This is a genomic window from Oxalobacteraceae sp. CFBP 8761, from assembly GCA_014841595.1.
Taxonomy (GTDB): domain Bacteria; phylum Pseudomonadota; class Gammaproteobacteria; order Burkholderiales; family Burkholderiaceae_D; genus Telluria.
The window spans coordinates 946,311-966,101 of record JACYUE010000001.1 but is presented as its reverse complement, the minus strand read 5'-3'; the positions used below and the strand labels follow the sequence as shown (position 1 = coordinate 966,101).

At 67.0% G+C, this 19,791-nt stretch carries 19 protein-coding genes; 17 read left to right on the top strand and 2 right to left on the bottom strand.

Annotated elements, in window-relative coordinates; translation table 11 throughout:
• Position 1 precedes the first annotated feature (1 nt).
• Complete coding sequence (locus tag IFU00_04295; GenBank protein MBD8541502.1) at positions 2-1,498, top strand: HD domain-containing protein; 1,497 nt, start codon at positions 2-4, stop codon at positions 1,496-1,498.
• Here the strand turns inward: IFU00_04295 and IFU00_04290 are convergent.
• Together IFU00_04290 and IFU00_04285 are read right to left on the bottom strand one after the other, a co-directional pair.
• The gene (locus tag IFU00_04290; protein MBD8541501.1) at positions 1,495-2,112 is read right to left on the bottom strand and encodes a PEP-CTERM sorting domain-containing protein; all 618 of its coding nucleotides are present in this window, start codon (positions 2,110-2,112) and stop codon (positions 1,495-1,497) included. The genes IFU00_04295 and IFU00_04290 overlap by 4 nt on opposite strands.
• A gap of 2 nt (positions 2,113-2,114) precedes the next feature.
• Positions 2,115-4,358, bottom strand: a complete 2,244-nt coding sequence (locus IFU00_04285; protein ID MBD8541500.1) for a phospholipase C, phosphocholine-specific — start codon at positions 4,356-4,358, stop codon at positions 2,115-2,117.
• Positions 4,359-4,657: 299 nt separating this feature from the next.
• On the opposite strand from IFU00_04285, the gene IFU00_04280 reads away from it, so the two are divergent.
• The 16 genes from IFU00_04280 to IFU00_04205 all read left to right on the top strand — a co-directional run bounded on the left by IFU00_04280 (position 4,658) and on the right by IFU00_04205 (position 19,774).
• Complete coding sequence (locus IFU00_04280) at positions 4,658-6,487, top strand: PAS domain-containing protein (GenBank protein MBD8541499.1); 1,830 nt, start codon at positions 4,658-4,660, stop codon at positions 6,485-6,487.
• Positions 6,484-6,861 (top strand): response regulator, encoded by a 378-nt coding sequence (locus tag IFU00_04275; protein MBD8541498.1) that lies wholly within the window; start codon positions 6,484-6,486, stop codon positions 6,859-6,861. Before IFU00_04280 ends, IFU00_04275 begins: the two co-directional genes overlap by 4 nt.
• Before the next feature lie 27 nt (positions 6,862-6,888).
• Positions 6,889-8,442, top strand: a complete 1,554-nt coding sequence (locus tag IFU00_04270) for an HD domain-containing protein (GenBank protein ID MBD8541497.1) — start codon at positions 6,889-6,891, stop codon at positions 8,440-8,442.
• Complete coding sequence (tadA, locus tag IFU00_04265) at positions 8,439-10,475, top strand: Flp pilus assembly complex ATPase component TadA (GenBank protein MBD8541496.1); 2,037 nt, start codon at positions 8,439-8,441, stop codon at positions 10,473-10,475. Before IFU00_04270 ends, tadA begins: the two co-directional genes overlap by 4 nt.
• A 5-nt stretch (positions 10,476-10,480) precedes the next feature.
• Complete coding sequence (locus tag IFU00_04260) at positions 10,481-11,605, top strand: type II secretion system F family protein (protein MBD8541495.1); 1,125 nt, start codon at positions 10,481-10,483, stop codon at positions 11,603-11,605.
• A gap of 141 nt (positions 11,606-11,746) precedes the next feature.
• The gene (locus IFU00_04255) at positions 11,747-12,307 is read left to right on the top strand and encodes a prepilin-type N-terminal cleavage/methylation domain-containing protein (protein ID MBD8541494.1); all 561 of its coding nucleotides are present in this window, start codon (positions 11,747-11,749) and stop codon (positions 12,305-12,307) included.
• Between the two features lie 16 nt (positions 12,308-12,323).
• The gene (locus IFU00_04250) at positions 12,324-12,878 is read left to right on the top strand and encodes a prepilin-type N-terminal cleavage/methylation domain-containing protein (GenBank protein ID MBD8541493.1); all 555 of its coding nucleotides are present in this window, start codon (positions 12,324-12,326) and stop codon (positions 12,876-12,878) included.
• A 14-nt stretch (positions 12,879-12,892) separates the two neighbouring features.
• Positions 12,893-13,339, top strand: coding sequence for a hypothetical protein (locus IFU00_04245; protein ID MBD8541492.1), 447 nt, complete (start codon positions 12,893-12,895; stop codon positions 13,337-13,339).
• A complete protein-coding gene (locus IFU00_04240; protein MBD8541491.1) occupies positions 13,336-13,827 on the top strand; it encodes a prepilin-type N-terminal cleavage/methylation domain-containing protein in 492 nt (163 codons plus the stop codon). Before IFU00_04245 ends, IFU00_04240 begins: the two co-directional genes overlap by 4 nt.
• Positions 13,824-14,702, top strand: a complete 879-nt coding sequence (locus tag IFU00_04235) for a DNRLRE domain-containing protein (protein ID MBD8541490.1) — start codon at positions 13,824-13,826, stop codon at positions 14,700-14,702. The genes IFU00_04240 and IFU00_04235 overlap by 4 nt, the downstream gene beginning before the upstream one ends.
• 19 nt (positions 14,703-14,721) lie before the next feature.
• Positions 14,722-15,846, top strand: coding sequence for a pilus assembly protein PilM (gene pilM, locus IFU00_04230; GenBank protein MBD8541489.1), 1,125 nt, complete (start codon positions 14,722-14,724; stop codon positions 15,844-15,846).
• Positions 15,839-16,507, top strand: a complete 669-nt coding sequence (locus IFU00_04225) for a PilN domain-containing protein (protein MBD8541488.1) — start codon at positions 15,839-15,841, stop codon at positions 16,505-16,507. The genes pilM and IFU00_04225 overlap by 8 nt, the downstream gene beginning before the upstream one ends.
• A complete protein-coding gene (locus tag IFU00_04220; protein MBD8541487.1) occupies positions 16,504-17,037 on the top strand; it encodes a hypothetical protein in 534 nt (177 codons plus the stop codon). Before IFU00_04225 ends, IFU00_04220 begins: the two co-directional genes overlap by 4 nt.
• Positions 17,034-17,378 (top strand): hypothetical protein, encoded by a 345-nt coding sequence (locus tag IFU00_04215; GenBank protein MBD8541486.1) that lies wholly within the window; start codon positions 17,034-17,036, stop codon positions 17,376-17,378. Before IFU00_04220 ends, IFU00_04215 begins: the two co-directional genes overlap by 4 nt.
• Positions 17,375-18,718, top strand: coding sequence for a type II secretion system protein GspD (locus IFU00_04210; protein MBD8541485.1), 1,344 nt, complete (start codon positions 17,375-17,377; stop codon positions 18,716-18,718). Before IFU00_04215 ends, IFU00_04210 begins: the two co-directional genes overlap by 4 nt.
• Before the next feature lie 87 nt (positions 18,719-18,805).
• Entirely contained in the window at positions 18,806-19,774 is a 969-nt protein-coding gene (locus tag IFU00_04205) for an IS1595 family transposase (GenBank protein MBD8541484.1), read from the top strand.
• Positions 19,775-19,791: the final 17 nt, after the last annotated feature.

The following is a 19,791-nucleotide window of genomic DNA, read 5'->3' as shown; positions in this document are numbered from 1 at the left end:
CATGCACACGACCAACCAGGCACCCCGGCCTTCTCTCTCGCCCGCCAGCGCCAGCCTGCACGGCCACGACACGGTGACGCTGGCGCAGGCCATGGGGTTACTCGCGATCGTGGGCGACCTGGCCATGGGCCAGCCCATCGACGCCTCCGCGCGTGCTGCGCGCCTGGCCGCGCGCATCGCACTGGCTGCCGGTGGCGACACTGCAGCGGCTGCGCACGCGCACATGGCGGCCCGCTTGCGCTGGTCCGGCAGCACCGCCACGGCCGCCGGCTTTGCCGCGCTGCTGGGCGACGACATCGATGGCCGCCAGGCGATGTTGAAACGCACCCTCAATGCGCAGCAAGCCGCACGCCTGGACACGCTGCGAAATCACCTCACGCCGCTGGCCACCATCCACTGCGAAATCGCGGGCGACATCGCGGCCATGCTGGGCTTGCCGGCCCCGGTCGAACACGGTCTGCGCCACCTGTTCGAACGTGTCGATGGCCGCGGCCTGCCGCGTGGCCTGGAAGGCAACGGGGTGCCGGCCGTCGTGTACCACGTGGTGCTGGCCGGCGACATCGAGATCCTCACACGCGCGCATGGATTCAGCGCGGCGCTGGCGATGGTCACGCGTCTGGGTGGCGTCAGGTATCCGGCGGCGCTGGTGGCGCAGGTGGCGCCGCACGCACAGGCGTGGCTCGACGCACCCGACACACTGGAAGAACCCGCGCTGCCCAGCGACTTCCTGCCGCTGTCGGTACCGTTGACGCTGGTGGCCGATACCGTCGAACTGAAGCTGCCCTGGCTGGCCGGTCATTCGCGCCGCGTGGCGCTGCTGGCGCACGGGGCCGCACAGGGCTTGGGGCTGCCGGACGCCGACCAGCGCAGCCTGGCGCGCGCGGCACTGTTGCACGGGATCGGGCGCGCCGCCGTGTCGAACACGGTTTGGGAACGCAGAAGCAAACCGGGTGACGCCGACTGGGAAGCCATCCGCCGCGCGCCCTTCTGGACGGCGCGCATCGGCAACCGTGTCGACGGCATCGAGGCCGATGCGCAGTTGGCCTCGCAAATCCATGAACGGCTCGATGGCAGCGGCTACTATCGCAGTCTCGACGCCGCCACGCTTGGCATTCCACAATGCCTGCTGGCGGCAGCGACCGTCCACGTCGCCCTGCGCTCGCCGCGGCCGTGGCGCGCTGCGCACGAACCGGCATCGACGCGGGCGCTGCTCGAAGCGCAGGTGACGGGTGGACGCCTCGATCGCGCTGCGGTGGACGCCGTGCTGGCGGCCGCTGCCACGGCAACCGTATTGGCGCCGGTGGGCCAGGTATTGTCAGCGCGCGAGGTCGACGTGCTGCAGCGCCTCAGCCTGGGCGAGACCGGCAAGGACGCCGCGCGCGCGATGCGCATCAGTACCGGCGCCGTGCGCACGCATGTCGAGAGCATCCTGGGCAAACTCGGATGCTCGACCCGCGCCGCCGCGACCTTGCGCGCGCTGACGCTGGGACTGATTTAAAACGACGCGCGGCGCACCCGCAGCACACCGGCCATGCCCAGGCCAGCCAGCAGCAGCGCCAGCGACCCCGGTTCCGGCACCGCGGTCACACCGACAAAGCTGAAGTCGTCCATCGCATACGAACCCTGCACGCCGCTGGAGACGACGACCGTATCGATCGCGCCATCCCAGCCGGCGTCCAGGAAGGCGGCCACGCCGGACAGTTGCAGCGCCGACGTACTGGCGACCAGCAGACCCTGGAAGTACAGGTCGAAGCGCACGCTGCTGTCTTCGTAGCCCGAGAACCAGGCGCCCTCGAAGACGGTGGGCGCCAGGAAGCGGATGGTGCTGGCGACTGGCCCGCCGTCGGTCCAGTCGGTGGTGACACGGCCGGCACCCGAATGGGCGGCAAACGGGTCTTGCTCGCTCGTGAAGACATTCAGACCGGCGCCCGACCAGTCGAGGCCACCGTAGTTGGGGGCGACGGCGGCGTAGCCATCAGCACCGACGATATCGTCGAAGTCGAGCACGGTGGCCGAGGCGAAGGGTGCGCACAGCGCGAAGGCGACGGCTGCGGCCGCGTTACGAAGCATGGGATGCATGGAATTCCTGTTGGTGGTGATGGAAGCGAACATGGTCAGACCAGGCCCAGCGCCGGTTCGCTGACCGTGTGGCGGCCGGTCTCGACGCGCCCGGCAAAGCGGCGCAGGTAGTCGGGCTGGCCCGAGACCGTGGCGCTCAGGTCGTACCAGTAACCATTGGCCGCCAGCGGAATGCGCACGAGCAGTTCGGTGCGCGGCGCCAGCGTGTGCAGCTGGCGCACCTGAGCATAGGCGTTCGCATTCAGGTTGAACGTGCACGGCGCCGCGCCGGCATTCAGCAGGCGCAGCGCCAGTTCGCCCGTGGCAGCGTCGCAGCGCACGTGGACGTCCGGACGCGCCTGCCCTGCCGCGACGGCGCGCAGCGCGCTGCCCGTGAAGTGGCGGTGATAGCCGTTCGGACCCAGCACCCACAAATCGTAGGCGCCACCCACAGCAGGCGTCCAGCTGTCGGCCAGCGATTTGCCTGCCTCGACGGTATAGCGGCGCGGCACGGCGGCCAGGTTCTTGCGGTCGTAGACGTGGAAGACCGCGCCCTGGCGTCCAGTGTTGATGAAGTTCAGCGTGACCTGCACGGCAGCCATCGTGGCGCCGGGCTGCACCTGGCAGGTGGTGGCCAGTTCATACGGCAGCGCGCGCGAGGGCCGCGTGCCCGGGGCCTGCAGCGGCATTTGCGGCGACGCTGGCGGCGCGATCTGCGCCAGGCGCTGCTGCGCGGCGCGCAGGGCGTCGGCCTGGCTGCGATTGGTGCGGCCCTGCAGTGCGGGCAGCGCCTCGTCGTTCGGTGTCGCGAAGTTGAAGGCGCTCGTCAGATCGCCGCAGACGGCGCGGCGGTACGCGCTGATGTTGGGCTCGATGACACCGAAGCGCGTTTCCAGGAAGCGCAGCACCGACGTGTGGTCGAAGACCTGCGAATTGACCCAGCCGCCGCGACTCCACGGCGAAATCACGTACATCGGCACACGCGGACCGGGTCCGTAGACGCGCCCGTCCGCTGCCGGTTGGCGGGTACTGCCGGCAGGCCGGGGGTGCGTGTAGTATTCCGGCCCCAGCGCGCCAGGCGACAGCGTCGTCTTGCCGGCGTAGCCGCCCTTGCCGTCAGGCGATGGCGCCGAGGGCGACGGCACGTGGTCGAAATAACCATCGTTCTCGTCGAAGTTGACGATCAGGACCGTCTTGCTCCAGACCTCGGGATTGGCCGTCAACGCATCGAGCACCTCTTGCAGGAACCAGGCGCCCTGCACCGGGCTGGATGGGCCCGGGTGTTCGCAATAGATCGACGGTGCGTTGATCCACGACACCTGTGGCAGCTTGCCTTCGCGGATGTCGCGCCTGAAGGCGTCCAGGTATTGCTCGGGTTGGGTACCCGGCAAGGTGTTGGCGATGCCCTTGTAGAGCGGGTTCTTCGCGTTGTCGGTGGCCGCATCGTAGGCATGGTACGGCAGCGCCTGGCCCGTGTTGGTGTATGGCTGGCCGGGGGCGCCGCCGCTGGACACCGGATAGCCCGACGCGATATTGGCGCGCCGGAACTGGCGGAACGCGCCCAGCATGTTGTCGCCCCATTCGTCGGGCATGTTCTGGTAGCTGATCCAGCTCACGCCCGCCTTCTCGAGACGCTCGGCATACGTGGTCCAGGTATAGCCGGTGTTCACGCCGCCCGGCAGGCCGTCGATCGCATCCCATTCATTCGAGACAAAGGCCGTGCCGGTGGGCCCGGCGCCATTGGTGCCGGTCAGGAAGAACGAACGGTTCGCGTCGGTCCCCGTGTGCATCGCGCAGTGGTAGGCGTCGCAGACAGTGAACGCATTGGCCAGCGCAAACGCGAACGGAATCTCGCTTTCCTTGAAGTAGCCCATCGAGATGGGATTCTTGTAGCGCGGCCACTGGTCCATGCGGCCGTTGTCCCAGGCCAGCTGGCTGTCGAGCCAATCGTGGGGCGTGCCGTTGACGCGCTGGGCGTTGCCACGGCTGGCGTCCAGGTGGAACGGCATGACGACGTTGCCGTTGGCCAGGCGCTGCTGCCAGACACTGCGCCCTTCGGGCAGCGGGATCGTGAAGCGGTCACCGAAGCCGCGCACGCCCTTGAGGGTGCCGAAGTAATGGTCGAACGCGCGGTTTTCCTGCATCAGGATCACGACGTGCTCGACGTCGCGGATGGTCCCCGTCGCGTTATTGGCCGGGATGGCAAGGGCGCGCTGGATGGCAGGTGGAAAGGCGGCAAACGTGCCGGCTGCGATACCCGCGCGCGCACTGTTGCGCAGGAAACTGCGTCGTGAAGTCATAGGGGCGTATCCAAAGACGTGAATGTTTTAGCCGGGAAATTTATGTTGCAATTTATTGTCTTGCCGACATGATGCAAGACGGCGCCAGCGTACGCCCGCATCGTGACGACGCCATGACACATCCAATGGATTGGCGGTGGACGTGAAGACAACGTGAAAACAACAATCGCCGTTGTCACGCAATTATTTTTTCAAGGAAATGTTGCGCACAATAGGAATTTTATTTGCCTGTTTGCAACCACCAACCTATAGTTCGATCGTTACAGTTCGCTAGATTCCATTTCGCCAAGTCCATCCGCATGAAACTCAACCGCATCGGCATCATCCTCATCGCCTGTGCGCTGGCGGCCATTACCCTCGTCGTCGCATTGCTCGTGGTCCGGCAGCAGGCCAGCCAGGCTGCGCAGGTGCGCAACAAAGGTGTCGGACTGGTCAAGGCGCTCAGCACCGTCCCGATGGCCCTTCTTGCCGACAGCAGCGGCCGCAGCGGCGTGCTCGCCGCAGTGCTTGCCTCGAACGACGGCAGCGACTTTGCTTATGTGACAATTGGCGATGCGACCGGCCGCACGCTGGCCGAGATCGCGGGCAGCGGCAGCATCGCGCCTGCCACGCCGCTGCCTGCCGATGCGCAGGCCGGCTTCGGTGAGCGCACGCTGCCGGCAACCGGCGGCAGCGAGCCGCTGCGCGAATTCTATGGCCCGCTGGCCGACGGCAGCGGCGGCAAGGCGTTCGTGCGCGTCGGTTTCCACCAGCCGGGCTTTACGGTGCTGGCGCAGGATGTGTCGTTCCTCGCACTGCTGGCACTGATGATGTTTCTGGTCGTGCCGGTCATGTACGTCGTCATCAAGCGCGAGATGGCGCCGCTGGCGGCGCTCAGCCACCAGCTGCGGGGCCAGCTGCGCCAGCTCGCCGCGCCCGGCAGGCCGGATCAGCCAGGCGCTGACGACATGCGCGAACTGATCACCAATATGCAGCACTATCTCGACCAGGCCGGCGCCCGCATCGTCCAGCTCGAGGAAGGCTCGCTCAACACCACTGCCGACAACCGCCTGCTGCAATACGGCAGCAAGAAGCTCAATGCCGCGCTGCAGTCGCTGCCGGACGGCCTGTTGATGCTCGATCCGGCCGGCGACGTCACGTTCGCCTCCGGCAAGGTCGAGCCCCTGCTGGGCATCCCGATGGACCAGATCCTCGGGCAGCCGCTCGATGCCTGGTGCTGCGATCCGGCGCTGCGCACGCTGTTCGGCCGCTACAGCGGCGACCTGCGCGACAACGCCCGCTCGCACAAGATCGACTTCGCACCGCTGAATGTCGAAGGCCGGCAGCTGAGCGCCACCGCGCAACCGCTCAGCGGCGGACACGGCACGATGTCGTTCGGCACGCTGGTCGTGCTGCGCGACGTCACCCGCGAATACCTGGCGCGCCAGGCGGGCAATGACTTCGTCGCCCACGTCTCGCACGAACTCAAGTCGCCGCTCAACGTCATCGGCATGTACGCCGAGATGCTGGCCGACAGCGACGACGAAAGCATGCGGGTCGAATCGCTGAACGTGATCCAGGACGAGATCGAGCGCATGAATGCGCTGGTCGGCAACCTGCTCAACGTAAGCAAGCTGGAAACCGGCAGCATGAGTCCCGAACGCAATCGCGTGCGGCTCGATGACATGCTGCGCGACGCGTATGAGCAGGCGTTGCCACGCGCCGAAGGCAAGCAGCTGCGCGTGCTGCTCGACCTGCCGCGCGAACTCGAGGCCGTGGCGATCGACAAGGACCTGTTCCGCATTGCGCTGAACAACTTGCTGACCAATGCCATCAAATACAACCGCCCGGGCGGCAGCGTGACGCTGGCGGCCCGCAATGAGGACAATGAAATCGTGATCAGCGTACGCGACACCGGTATCGGCATCGCGCCGGAAGCCCAGGACCGCATCTTCGAGAAGTTCTACCGCGTCAGCGAAGCGGGCGCGGCCACCCAGCGCGGCGGCCACGGCCTGGGCCTGTACCTGGCGGCCCAGATCGTCGAGCTGCATCACGGCCGCCTGGTCGTCGAGAGCGAACCCGGCGTGGGCAGCACCTTCTCGGTGCACCTGAAAATCGTTTCCGCGCCCGCCGGCGCTGCCGTGCTATGAGCGCGCGCCACATCCTGCTCGTCGACGACGAGCCCCATGTCCTGCGCGTGCTGCGCCTGTCGCTCGAACGCGAAGGCTATATCGTGGCCACGGCCAGCGATGGCAACGCCGCGCTGGCCGCGATGGCGCAGCAGCTGCCCGACGTCCTGATCAGCGATATCCAGATGGACGGCATGGACGGGCGCACGCTGTGCCCGCTGGCCCGCGCCACCTATCCGGACCACCCGTTCCTGATCCTGGTCATGACGTCGATGACCGCGCTCGACGAGCGTGCCTGGGCGCGTGAACTGGCCAATACCGAATTCCTTGAAAAACCCCTGAGCCCGCGCCAGCTGGTGGCGCGGTTGTCCCGCCATTTTGCGGCCCTGGCGTAACGCCACGCCAGCCACCGAAGCCTGCCCATGTCCCTTGATCTTCTGCCGACCCTCGACTACACCCGCCACGAGCGCTGGCTGCGCCGCAGCACCGGGAGCGATTATTCACTGGCCGTCTGCGACGCCGCTGGCGCGCCCTGCTGGAGCGCACCCGGCGACACGACGCTCGCATCGTGGATCACGGCGCTCAATACGGGCGGCTTCGCCTGGCCGTCCACGGGCGACGGCATGCAGCGCCACGATGCCGGCGATGCTACCCTGCTCTATACGCCGATCATCGCCAAAAGCGGCCTGATCGGCTACCTCGCGGTCCGTGCGAACACGGCGGCCACGACGGCCACCGATGTGCCGTTTGCGTGGGATGCACTGGCCGAAGCGCTCGAAGACATTGCCAGCACGATTGCCGACGACTGCCGCACGCAGGGCGAGCTCGATGCGATGGCCGACGAACTGTCGGACCGCTACGAAGAGCTGCACCTGGTGTATGCGATCGACCGCCAGGTGCAGGACATGACCACGGGCGAAGACCTGTTCGGCGAGCTGCTCGAAAGCTGGGCCAGCCACATGGACGCCGACGTCGCCGCCTTCATCAAGCCGGGCGAGAACCTGTGCGTGTCGGCCACCAACCTGTCGGCGCCGATCCATAACCTGGATCTGGTGCTGGTCGAGATGCGCGGCGACCTGTACCGCTTCTCGCATTCGTCGCGCCAGCCGATCGTCATGAACGAGCCCGACGATCCACGCCGCGCCTACATCTTCACCGACATGCCGTTCAAGATTCTGTGCTGCCCGGTCTTCCAGGACAAGTCGGTCGTGGCGATCCTGGTGCTGCTCAACCATGCGAACAAGGAAGACTTCAGCAACAGCGACCGCAAGCTGGGCGAAGTGCTGGCCAATCACCTGTCGAGCCTGTCGCGCATGCACAGCATGCTGGCCGAAACGAGCAAGTTCAACCAGCAGATGGCGGCCGCGCTGATCGAGGCCGTCGAAGCGAAAGACCCGTACACGCGCGGCCACAGCGAGCGCGTGCACCACATCGCGATGGAAATCGGCCGCGCCCTGCGCCTGCCGCCGCGCGAACTGGACAACCTGTTCTGGGGCTCGCTGCTGCACGACGTCGGCAAGATCGGCATCCCCGACGCCGTGCTGTGCAAGCCGGGGCGCCTGACGCGCGATGAATTCACCTTCATCATGGTCCATCCCGAGCGCAGCTACGAAATCCTGCGCCACATCGACCGCCTCAAGGGCGCGGTGCCGGGCGCGCGCCACCACCAGGAAAAGTACGATGGCACCGGCTATCCGCATGGCCTGGCAGGCAACGACATTCCGTACAACGCGCGCATCATCGCGGTGGCCGACACCTATGATTCGATCACCAGCTCGCGCGCCTACCGCGCCGGGCGCAGCCATGAAGTGGCGATGGCCGAGATCGCGCGCTGCGCCGGCACCCAGCTCGACCCGGGCGTGGTGGCGATGTTCGAAACGGTATGCCGCGCCGAGCCGGGCTGGATCGCCGAGTTCCGCATCGCCCGCGATCCGGTGCCGACACCAGCGCCAGCCCAGGTCGCCGTCACCGCATGAGCGAGACCGCTGCCCCCGAGCGGATCACCCGCAGCCGCATCGGCGCCATGACGTATCTGGCGCCGCTGACGGCGCTGGTGGCCGACGAGGCCGTCCAGACGCTGCAGGCGGCGCTGAACGAGTGCGTGGCCCAGCACCAGGTATCGATCGTGGTCGACCTGGGCAAGGTCACGCTGCTGTCCGGGCGCGCGCTGAGCATGATGGCCGACATGGGCGAGCGCCTCGGTGAGCTTGGCGGCTGGCTCAAGCTGGCGTACCCGAATGCCCTGCTGCAGGACATCCTCGCGGCCACGGGCCTGCTCGAACAGCTGCCGCTGTTCGATGCGCGGCCCACCGCGCCGCGCCGCGTGCGCGAGCCGGGCAGCAAGCTGGGCGACATCCTGGTCGAGCGCGGCGCGGCCAGCGCCGAGCAGGTGGCCGAGGCGGCGCGCCTGCAGGACCAGACCGGCAAGCGCATGGGCCTCATCATGGTCGAGCGCAAATGGATCACCGAAGCGGCGCTGTACCAGGCGCTGGCCGACCAGCTGGGCCTGCCGTACGTGCAGCTGCGCACCGGCCTGTACGACCCGGGCGCACTGGCGCTGCTCGAACGCGATGTCACGCGGCGCCTGAACGTGCTGCCGCTGTTCCAGGTGCAGGGCACGCTGACCGTGGCCAGCGCCGAACCGCAGGCGATCCACAGCATCGACGAACTGCGCGCCCGCACGGGCGTGCGCATCCGCATCGTGGTCGCGCCGCCGGCCGATATCCGGCGCCTGGCCGACGAAGCGTATGGCGGCGCCCTGCCCGATTTCGTGCAGACCGAGGCCAGCGACCTGGAACTGATCGAGTCGACGATCCCCGACGACTACACGCAGATCGACGAAATGGCCGGCGCCAGCCCGGTCATCAATATGGTCAACGCCGTGATCCAGCGCGCGATCCGCGATGGCGCCAGCGACATCCACATCGAGATCTCGCGCAATCGCGCCCGCATCCGGCTGCGCATCGACGGCGTGCTGTACGAAGTCATGTCGCCACGCGTCGACCAGCACCCGGCGATCGTCTCGCGCCTGAAGGTCATGGCCAACCTCGACATCGCCGAGCGCCGCCTGCCGCAGGACGGCCGCATCCAGGTGGCGACCCAGGGCCGCACCGTGGACCTGCGCTTCTCGTCACTGCCCGGCATCTACGGCGAAAAGGTCGTGTTGCGCGTGCTCGACAAGAACCAGTCGATCCTCGACGTCGGCAAGCTCGGCATGAATGCGCATGCGGTCGGCGCGTTCAAGCGCCTGCTGGGTCGCAGCCATGGCCTGATCCTCGTGACCGGCCCCACCGGCAGCGGCAAGACCACCAGCCTGTACGCGGCGATCAGCCACCTGAAAAGCATCGAAAAGAACATCGTCACGATCGAGGACCCGGTCGAATACCAGCTCGACATCATCAACCAGAACCAGGTCAATGACGCGATCGGCTTGAGCTTCCCGAAGATCCTGAAACACGTGCTGCGCCAGGACCCGGACATCATCATGATCGGCGAAGTGCGCGACCGCCAGACCGCCGAGATCGCGGTGCAGGCGGCGCTGACCGGCCACCTGGTGCTGACCACGCTGCACACCAACGACACGCTGGGCGCAGTCTCGCGCCTGGTCGAGATGGGCGTGGAGCCGTACCTGCTGTCGTCGGCGCTGATCGGCGTGATGGCGCAGCGTCTCGTGCGCCGCGTGTGCCAGGGGTGCCGCACCAGCTACCTGGCCACGCCCGAAGCGGCGGCGGCTTACCGCTGGCGCGGCCAGGGCGACCTGCGCCTGATGCGCGGGCGCGGTTGCCCGGCCTGCTATGACTCGGGCTACAAGGGCCGCATGGGCATCTACGAGCTGCTCGAAGTCGGCCCCGACCTGCAGCGGATGATCGTGGCCAATGCCAGCAAGGACCAGCTGGCTGCGCACGTGGCCTCCACCGGCCACCACGACCTGTACGCCGATGGCATGGCGCGCGCCTTCGACGGCCATACGACGCCCGAGGAAATCGCGCGCGTCGTGCATTCGCTGTAACCGCCATGCCGATCGAACTCGACGCCGCCGGCACAGGCCCCGACCCGGCCATCAAGACCGCCTCCCCCGCTGCCTCGTGGTGGACCCTCGGCGCGCGCCCGCCGGGCATGCGCGAACGGGCGCTGTTTACCGAGCGCCTGGCGCTGCTGCTCGAGACGGGCGTGCCGCTGCACACGGCGCTGCAATCGCTGCACGATCAGACCGAGCCGGGCCAGCTGCGCACGATGATCGGGACCATCGGCGACGACATCCTGGCGGGTGAACGCTTTTCGTCGGCGCTCGGGCGCCATGCGCTGTTTCCGGGCAGCTACGTCAACCTGATCGCGGCCAGCGAGGCCGGCGGCTTCATGGCCGAGGTGCTGGTGCAACTGGTCGAGCTGGACGAAAAAGAAGAGCGCCTGCGCGCGATGCTGGTCTCGGCCCTGTCGTATCCGGTGATCCTGCTGACGTTTTCGTTCGCGGTGGTGGTGTTCATCCTGACGTTCGTGTTCCCCAAGTTTGCCGTCATGTTCGCGTCGATCCATGACCAGTTGCCGATCACCACGCGCGTGCTGCTGGTGGTGAGCGAGGTACTTACGGGGCATGGCGCGATTGTCGCGGCGCTCACGGCCGGCGCTGTTGGCGCGGGCTGGGTGCTGATGCGTCAGCCCGGGGTGCGCGTCGCGATCGACCGCGCCAAGCTGCGCCTGCCGGTCGTGCGCGACGTGTTCGCCAAGATCTATCTGACGCGCCTGCTGCGCGTGATGGGCATTTCTCTCGAACACGGTGTGACGATCCTGGCCACGCTCGAGGCCTGCCGCGCAGTGGTGACCAATGCCGACTTTCAGCGCTTCATCCTCGACCTTGAACGCGACGTCACCGAGGGCAAGGGCATCGCTGCCGGCTTTGAGCACAGCGATTTCGTGCCGCTGTCGGTGCGCCAGATGATCGCCACCGGCGAGGCGACCGGCACGCTGGGCCGCGTCATGACCCGCGTGGCCGACTCGTACGACCGCGAATTGACGCGCCTGCTGGCACGCCTGACGAAGATGGCGGAGCCCGTGATGCTGCTGGTAATGGGTGTCCTCGTCGGCACCATTGTCAGTTCGCTCATCTTGCCGATATTTAAATTATCACGCGCTGTGCACTGAATCGTTTCTCAAAAACCACACATTCTTCACACGATACATTTCGACATTCCGTGCGGAAACATCGTCATGTTACTCTACGGCATTGTGAATTTTAACAAGCCATCACTGCCGGGCAGTGTGGTTCAACCCAAGAGAAAAGCCATGTTCCGTTCATTCAAGCGCACCGCCGCAGCCGGTTTTACCCTGATCGAATTGCTGATTGTTGTGATTATTCTGGCAATTATTTCTGCGATTGCGATTCCGCAGTTTTCGGCGGCGACGGCCGATGCGCAGAACTCGGCACTCGATGCCAACCTGGCGTCGGTTCGCAACGCCATTGAACAGTACCGCGCCCAGCATACTGGTTTCATCTACCCTGGCGTCAACGCTTCGAGCGGTGGCACTTGCCCAGCCGGCGCAGCACAAGGCACTGGTGAAGCAGGCTCGTTCCAGGCTTTCAGGGACCAGATGCAGTTTGCATCCAATGCACGAGGTCAGACATGTTCGGTCGCTGGCGGTGAATTCCGCTTCGGTCCCTATCTGCGCCAGGGTGTCCCTAACGAGCCAATCAATAACGTCGCCACCATTACGGTCACCAACACCGGTGTGCCGATCGTCCCGACCGCTGCTATCGGAGGCTGGGCCTATGACATCCGTTCCGGCCAGTTTGTTATGAACAGCAACGCTGTGGGTCCTGACGGCCGGGCTTTCTCGGCCCACTGATCCTGAGTCAGTCAGCATGTACGCACGCCATTGCGCAGCCTACACGCTGACCGAACTCCTGATTGTGGTCGCCATCCTCGCCATCGCCGCCGCCGTTGCCATCCCGACGGCGCAACCGGTGGCGGAGTTTCGCGCCGATGCAGCCGCCGGCGAAGTGGTGAATGCGCTGCGCTTTGCCCGCGAAGACGCGCAGCACAGTGGCGAGCAACGGCTGTTTGACTGCGATGCGTCGGCCAACGCGATCGCCGTGTACGCCCTGGTTACTGCCAGGACCACCACCACGGCGTCGAACATGCCCGTCGAACACCCATTCAACCGCGCACCATATCAGCTGACCCTGAACGCTGCCCCCGCCGGAAACACCATGGCCCTCGTGCGCTGCACCTTTACCTTCGAGGATAACTCGACCGCTGCTGCCGTCGCATTCGATGCAGCCGGCAAGCTGCTGCGTGGTGCAGGCAGCGGCGCGGCGCGCGATCGTGCGCTGCGTGCGGGGCAGGTCGTGCTGGGCGCCGGCAATGTCGAGCGCACGATCACTATCGACGCCACCGGTCGCATCACGGTTTCCTGATCATCTTGCCGATCATGCATGTTCTCCCATCGCGCACCAGGGCCGCCGGCATGACGCTGCTCGAAGCAGTGTTCGCGCTGCTGCTGCTGTCGGTCTGCCTGATCCCGGCCGCCAATGCGCTGCGCGGCGCCATCAATGTGCCCGCCGACAGCGCTCTGGCAGCGCGCGAACTCGACTGCGTCAGCACGCTGATGGACACCGTGCTGGCCGAACACTACGCCGACCTGCTCAGCGCCGCCGGTGCGTCCAATACGCCATCGGCCTATTCGACGCCGGATGGCGCCCGCGCGCCGACGATGCCGGGCCATTGCCCGCCCCTTACCGTCACCATCACCCGCTACGGCATCGACAGCACCCGCAGGATCGGCCTGGGAGGCACCGGCGAGCATCTGCTGCGCGTAACCACGGCGCTGGCCGCCCCGGCCGGCCGCTGGCCATTGACCACGCTGGTGGCGCGATGACGATGCCCCGCCCTGCGCACGGCTACACGCTGCTCGAACTGCTGATTGGCCTGGCCATCGCGGCGCTCGTGATGCTGCCGCTGAGCGAGATGCTGCGCGCCGGCGCCGACAGCGCGCGCTTCGTGCGCGCCGGCCTGGACCAGAACGCGGATGCCCGTTTCGCCATCGGCCGCATCGTCGCGAAAGCCGCGGAGGCACCACCACAAAATGCCAAAAATACCGGCAACCTTGCAGCCTGGCTCGCGACCCTGCCATACGCACTCACGAATGGCGCCCTGGTCGAAACCATTCTGGAAGGCAAGACAGCGCGCAATTCGGTGCTCGCCACCGGTGTGCGGGCATTCGACCTGCGCTTGGCGGACGTCGGCGCCGGGCGTCCCGTCCTGCGCATCGAGCTCGTATTCGACCGTCCGGATTGCGACGCCAGCGGCGGCCAGGACTGCAGCGTCGCGTATGCGCGCACCGTCCGACTCGGGGCAACGCCATGATGCCGCGGCGCCAGGATGGCGCATTGCTGCTGATGGTCGCGCTGCTGCTGGCCACGCTCGCGGCGCTGGCGTTCGGCATCAACCGTGCCGGCAGTGTCGAACTGCGCTCGATCAACGACGACTACGAGGGCCGCGCCGCCGCCTATCTGGCCGAAGCGGGTGTTGCTGCTGCCAGATGGTCGGGGCAGGTCGGCGACTGCGTGACACGGCCCGTCGGCCCCATTGCCCTGGGCGGCGGCACTGTGACCGTGGAGATCAAGAAGGAAGACATCATCGACGTCACTGCCACCGCCACCGTTAACGAGGCGATGCGCACGGTGACGCGCAACGGATTGCAGCTGTACGATTTGAGGCAGACCGAGCGCGTCGACATCTCTGACGAAACAACCGACACCACCATCGTTAACCCTAGCGCGGGAGCGCTGGAGAAAGAGCAGACGCTGCGTCTGGTCTCCGGCAAGTCGCACATCCTGATGAAATGGGGCGTGGACGAAATCGACGATGACGTGCTGGTGGTGTCGGCCACGCTGAACATGGTGCCGACCACCATCAGCGGTGTGGTGCGCCAGGTCGCAGCGCATCGCGTGACGACAGAATGGGACAAGGGCGCCACCTGGATCAAGGCGCGTCCAGCGTCGAACTGGAACGGCGGCGCCTACACGGACACCGTGCTGGCCTCGGCGGGCGTCGGCAGCGTCGCTGTCAACTGGGACCTGACCGGCCTGTTCGATGGCTGGGCCGGCGAGCGCTTGCCCCCCATTGGCGTGCTGCTGCGCCTGGTCGACGCCGACCAGGCGGTCAACTTCTACAGCCGCGAAGCGCCCCTCTCCGGCACGCGCCCGCTGCTGCGGATCGTGCGTGCCAAGAAGTGCTGATGATCGACTTGAGCCCATCATGACACTGCGCCAACTCGTCACGACCATCCAGCACCGGCTGCGGCCATCCGCAGCGCGGCCCATTGGCGCCGACTTCGCGGCCAACCGGCTCAACCTGGTGCAGGCCGACTGGCGCGATGGCGGCTGGCGCCTGCGCGCCGCCAGTTCCCTGCCCTATCCGATGCCGCGTGACGTGCTGCTGGCCTCCCCGAAGGCGCTGGTGCAATTCGTCGATGCTGCGCTGGCGCAGGCGCCGTTCCAGGGCCGCCGCGTGATTTCCGCGCTGCCCCCGGCCGACGTGCGCATCCTGCCGCTCACCGTGCACGTCGCCACCGGCCAGACCGAGGCGCAGGCAGTGGGCCGCGCGGTGAGCGAGCAACTGGGCGAGCGCGCCGGGCAGCACGTCATCGATTATTACCAGGTGCGTGGCGCCGACATGGACGGCGGCGAGCGGCAGGTGCTGGTCGCTGCCGCGCTCAAGCACCGGGTGCTCGACTACCTGACGATGCTGGAACACGCACGCCTCGAACCGGTCGCGCTCGACATCGGCCCTGCTGCCATTGGCCGCCTGCTGGCCACGCTGCACGGCAGCGACGTCGGCCAGTCGGTCGCGCTGCTCAATTTCGGCGCTGCCAAAAGCTACCTGACCGTGATCTGGGGCCGGCGCCTGATGCTCGATCGCGAGATTGCGTTTGGCGAAGACATGCTGGCGGGGGCTGTTGCGGGCGCGCTCGACCTGCAACCCGATACGGCCGCCAGCCTGCTGCGCCAGCACGGCATCGGCGCACGCCCCGGCATGGCGGTCGACGATCCGCACATCGAGCTGCGGCGCGCGATCCGCGCCATCCTGCACCCGGCCTGCCAGGCACTGGCAGACGAACTCGCCCATACCCAGGTGTACGTCGCCTCGCGCACGCGCGGCAGTTCGATCAGCCGCCTGTACCTCAATGGCAGCCTGGCACGCTACCCCGATATCCAGTCCCGGATCGCCGAGCTGATCGACGTGCCGGTGCACCTGCTCGATCCGTTCGGTGCTTTCCCCGAGTCGGCCCAAAATATGGCACACGGCACGGCAGGCGAACAGGCGACGACATCGCTCGCGCTGGCCACCGGCCTGGCACTGCGCGGAGGCGCCGATGGCTGATATCGACATGATCCCGCGCAGCTATCGCGACGGCGTGCGCGTGCGTCGCACGCTGCGCCGCGCCGGCATGGCGCTGACGGCAATCGTTCTCGCCGCGGCGGCAGGTAGCGGGGCACTGCGCTGGCAGAGCGCCGCGCTGGAGCGCCGCACGGCCACGCTGCAGCAGGCGGCCAGCGCGGCGCAGACCAGCCAGGCGCAGGCGGCCACCGCGTACGCGGCGCGCGAACGTCTCGTGCAGCAGCAGGGCCTGCTGCGCGCGCTGCGGCGCGAAGGCGAACTGGCCGCGCTGGCCGCCGCCATCGACAGCGCCCTGCCCGCGAATGCCTGGCTGACCGCCATCAATCTGCAGCGCGACCTGCAACTGGCCACGGCGGCCGCCCCGGCCACCGCTGCGGCCCCGGCCACTGCTGCGGCCCCGGACAGCCGGGCAACGACATTCGCCACCGGCAACGCCGATGGCGGCACGCTGGTGATGATCAGCAGCGTCGAGCTGGCCGGTCAGGCTGCCGATTACAACGGCATCACGGATTTCCTGTCGAACCTGGGACGCATGCCCGGCATGCATGGCGTCGAACTTCTTTCGAGCAGCGCCAATCCGTCGACGGCGGCGATCGATTTCCGCGCCGTGGTCATGCTGGTCCCGCCGGCGGAGGCGCCATGAGCCCGAAACTGCGCGACCTGCTCGCCGCCCTGCCCGCGCGCCAGCTCAATCTCATCGTCGGCGGCGCGATCGTCATCGCGCTGCTGCTGGCCTGGACGCTGGCCCTGCGTGCGCCGCTGGCCGCCTACCGGCAGCACAAGGCAGCGCTGGTCGCACTCGAAGCAGCGGGCACGGCCACACCAGGCGCTGTACCGCCGATGGGCTTCCCCGCCGCCATCACGCCGGCACCAGCGCCCCCGGAGCCGCTGGCCCTCATCGCGGCGGTCAGTCGCATTGCTGCAGCGTCCGACGTGGCCGTGTTGTCGGCAGCGCAAGGCACGCAGCGCACCGTGGGCGGCGTGCGCCTGCTCACGGTCGAGATCGTGGCCAGCGCCCGCTACACCGCCCTGCTGGACTGGCTCGCCGCCATCGAACGGCAGCAGCCAACCGTGGGCATTCACCGACTGACCGTGGAAGCCGCCGACGATACCGACGACCGCGCCATCACCCTGCAGCTTGTCATCCACGACACTGGAACACCACCACCATGAAACACATCTTGATGCCGACGCTGGCGCTGGTTCTTGCCGGCCTGGCAGCCAATGTGCTGGCCACGCCGCCCCGCATCGTGCGCGATCCGTTCGTGAGCCGGCTCCCGGCCAGCGCGCCACTGGCCGCTGATGCGCCTGCGCCCGTGCCCGCCACGCCGCCACGCCTGCGCGCGGTGGTGCTCAACGGCGCGCAGTCGCTGGCCAATCTCGACGGCAATGTCGTGGCCGCCGGCGAGCGCGTCGCCGGCTATACGGTCGTGCGCATCGATGCGCGCGGTGTGCTGCTGGCGCACGCCGGCAACCAGCACCTGCTGACCATGCAGGACAAGGACGCCCAATGACGCCACGCTTCCTGCTCGTCGCCCTGTGCGCAGCATGGGCCTCGCTCGCACTGCCCGCAGCCGCGAACACGGCCGCGCCGGCCGTGGTGACGAAGAGCACGGCCACCGCACCGGTACCGCTGGCCCAGGTGACGATGTCGTACACATTCCGCGACACGCCCATCGAGGAACTGTTCAACATGATTGCGCGCAGCGCGCGCATCAATATCGTGCTGGGCAAGGGGGTTGGCGGCAACGTCTCGATCAACCTGTACGACATGACGGTGCGCGAGGCGATCGAGGCAATCGCCGAAGCCGGCGGCTTTGCGGTGACGGAACGTGCGGGCGGCTTCCTGATTTCGGACCCGAAGGTGGCGCTGCCTGAGCGCGGCGCCATTCTGCAGGTGAAGGCGATGAAGGTGCGCTACGCCGATGTAACCAAGGTGGGCGCCATCCTGGCGCGCCAGATCGGCGTGCCAGGCACGGTGACCGTGCTCGACCAGACCAAGACGCTCGTGGTCGAAGCGACAGCGGCGGGCCTGGAGCGCGCCGCACTGGTGCTGCGCGAAATCGACCGCGCGCCGCAGCAGATCCTGATCGAAGCGAAGATCCTGGAAATCACGCTCGACCAGAACGAGAACTTCGGGGTTGACTGGTCACGCGTGTTCAGCGGCGACGGTCCCGACACGGTGGGCACGACGGGCTTTGCCACGCGCGCCGGCCCGCGCTTTTTCCTGAATCTGGTGAACGGGAATATCGAAGCCTATCTGAGCGCGCTGAGCAACAAGGGCCGCGTGCACACGCTGGCCACGCCGCGCCTGCTGGCCCTCGAGGATCAGGAAGCGAGCACGAATGTCGGCGACCAGCTGGGCTATCGCCTGACGACGACGATCAACAACGTCACGTCCGAATCGATCGAGTTCCTCGACACCGGCGTGATCCTGCGCGTGACGCCGTCGGTCGACGCCGACGGGCGCATCATGATGAAGATCCGGCCTGAGGTCAGCTCAGGTTCGGTATCGGCCGGCATTCCATCGAAGAAGACCACCGAAGTGAATACGCAGCTGGTGGCCAGCGACGGGCAGCCGGTGCTGATCGGCGGCCTGATCAAGCGCAGCCGCACCTACCGGCGCCTGGGTATCCCGTTGCTGTCGGATATTCCGGTGATTGGCGGCGCCTTTGGCAGCACCGACGACGGCGGCGCTGCCACCGAAACGATTGTCGTCATCACGCCGCGCATCGTGCCGTCCAGTGGCCCGGCCATCGATGGCGTCACGGAACGCACGCTCCAGCAGGCCGAGCAGACGATGCGCACGCGCGGCGATATGCTCGACCGCAAGCTCGACACGCTCGACCGCTAAGGCGCAGTCAACATTAAATAGGGCCGAGCTTTGAACTGATGAGCAGTCTCGTGGTCCAACCCCTGTCGCCAACGTCAGGAGTCGATCATGAAAGCGCCCCGTTTCAAGCGTTGGTTCGCCAGCCTGCCGTCGCTGAACGGACCACAATGCCGGCAAGTGCTTGATGCCCTGCATCCTGCAGCCGGTCTCGACCAAGTTGTCGCGTTGATTGCGCAAGCCCGGGCGCCAGGACGCTGCTGCCCCAGTTGCGGCAACGAACGCTGTCACCGGCACGGATTTGCGAACGACCTGCAACGCTTTCGCTGTTGCGTCTGCGGTCGTACCTTCAACGACCTGAGCGGCACGCCGCTGGCGCGACTCAGGCACAAGGCCAAATGGCTCGCTTATTCGCAGGTGCTACTCGATTCACTGCCCGTGCGCAAGGCAGCGGACCGGGTCGGCGTGCACCGCAATACCGCTTTTCGCTGGCGTCATCGCTTCCTGCGTTGGGTCAAGCTCGACCGGCCGGCATCGCTGAATGGCATCGTCGAAGCCGACGAAACGTTTTTGCTCGAATCGCAAAAAGGCGCGCGCACGCTGGATCGTCCTGCGCGCCAGCGCGGCGGGCGCGCCACCAAGCCCGGCATTTCGCGCGAACTGGACTGCATCCTGGTAGCGCGTGACCGCAACGGGCGCACGCTCGACGCTGTAACGGGCCGGGGTGCGCTGAAGGCGGCACACCTCGAACGCGACTTGCTGCCCAGGCTCGATCCGCAGTCACTACTGGTAAGTGACAGCAACGCCGCCTATCGGGCCTTTGCACGCAGGCACAAGATCGCGCATGAAACGGTCAACCTGCGCGCTGGCGTAAGGGTCAGGCGTGGACTGGCCGGCGCCATCCACGTGCAGAACGTGAATGCCTATCACGCGCGCTTCAAGGCCTGGCTACTGGGTTTTCGCGGCGTGGCGTCACGCTATCTGAGCAATTACTTGGGGTGGCGCTGGGCTCTGGATGGCGGCCGAGTCATTTCACCAGAACAATTGATGCGCATTGCAATCAGCGTCATCAACAGATAACTCTGACTGAGCCACCG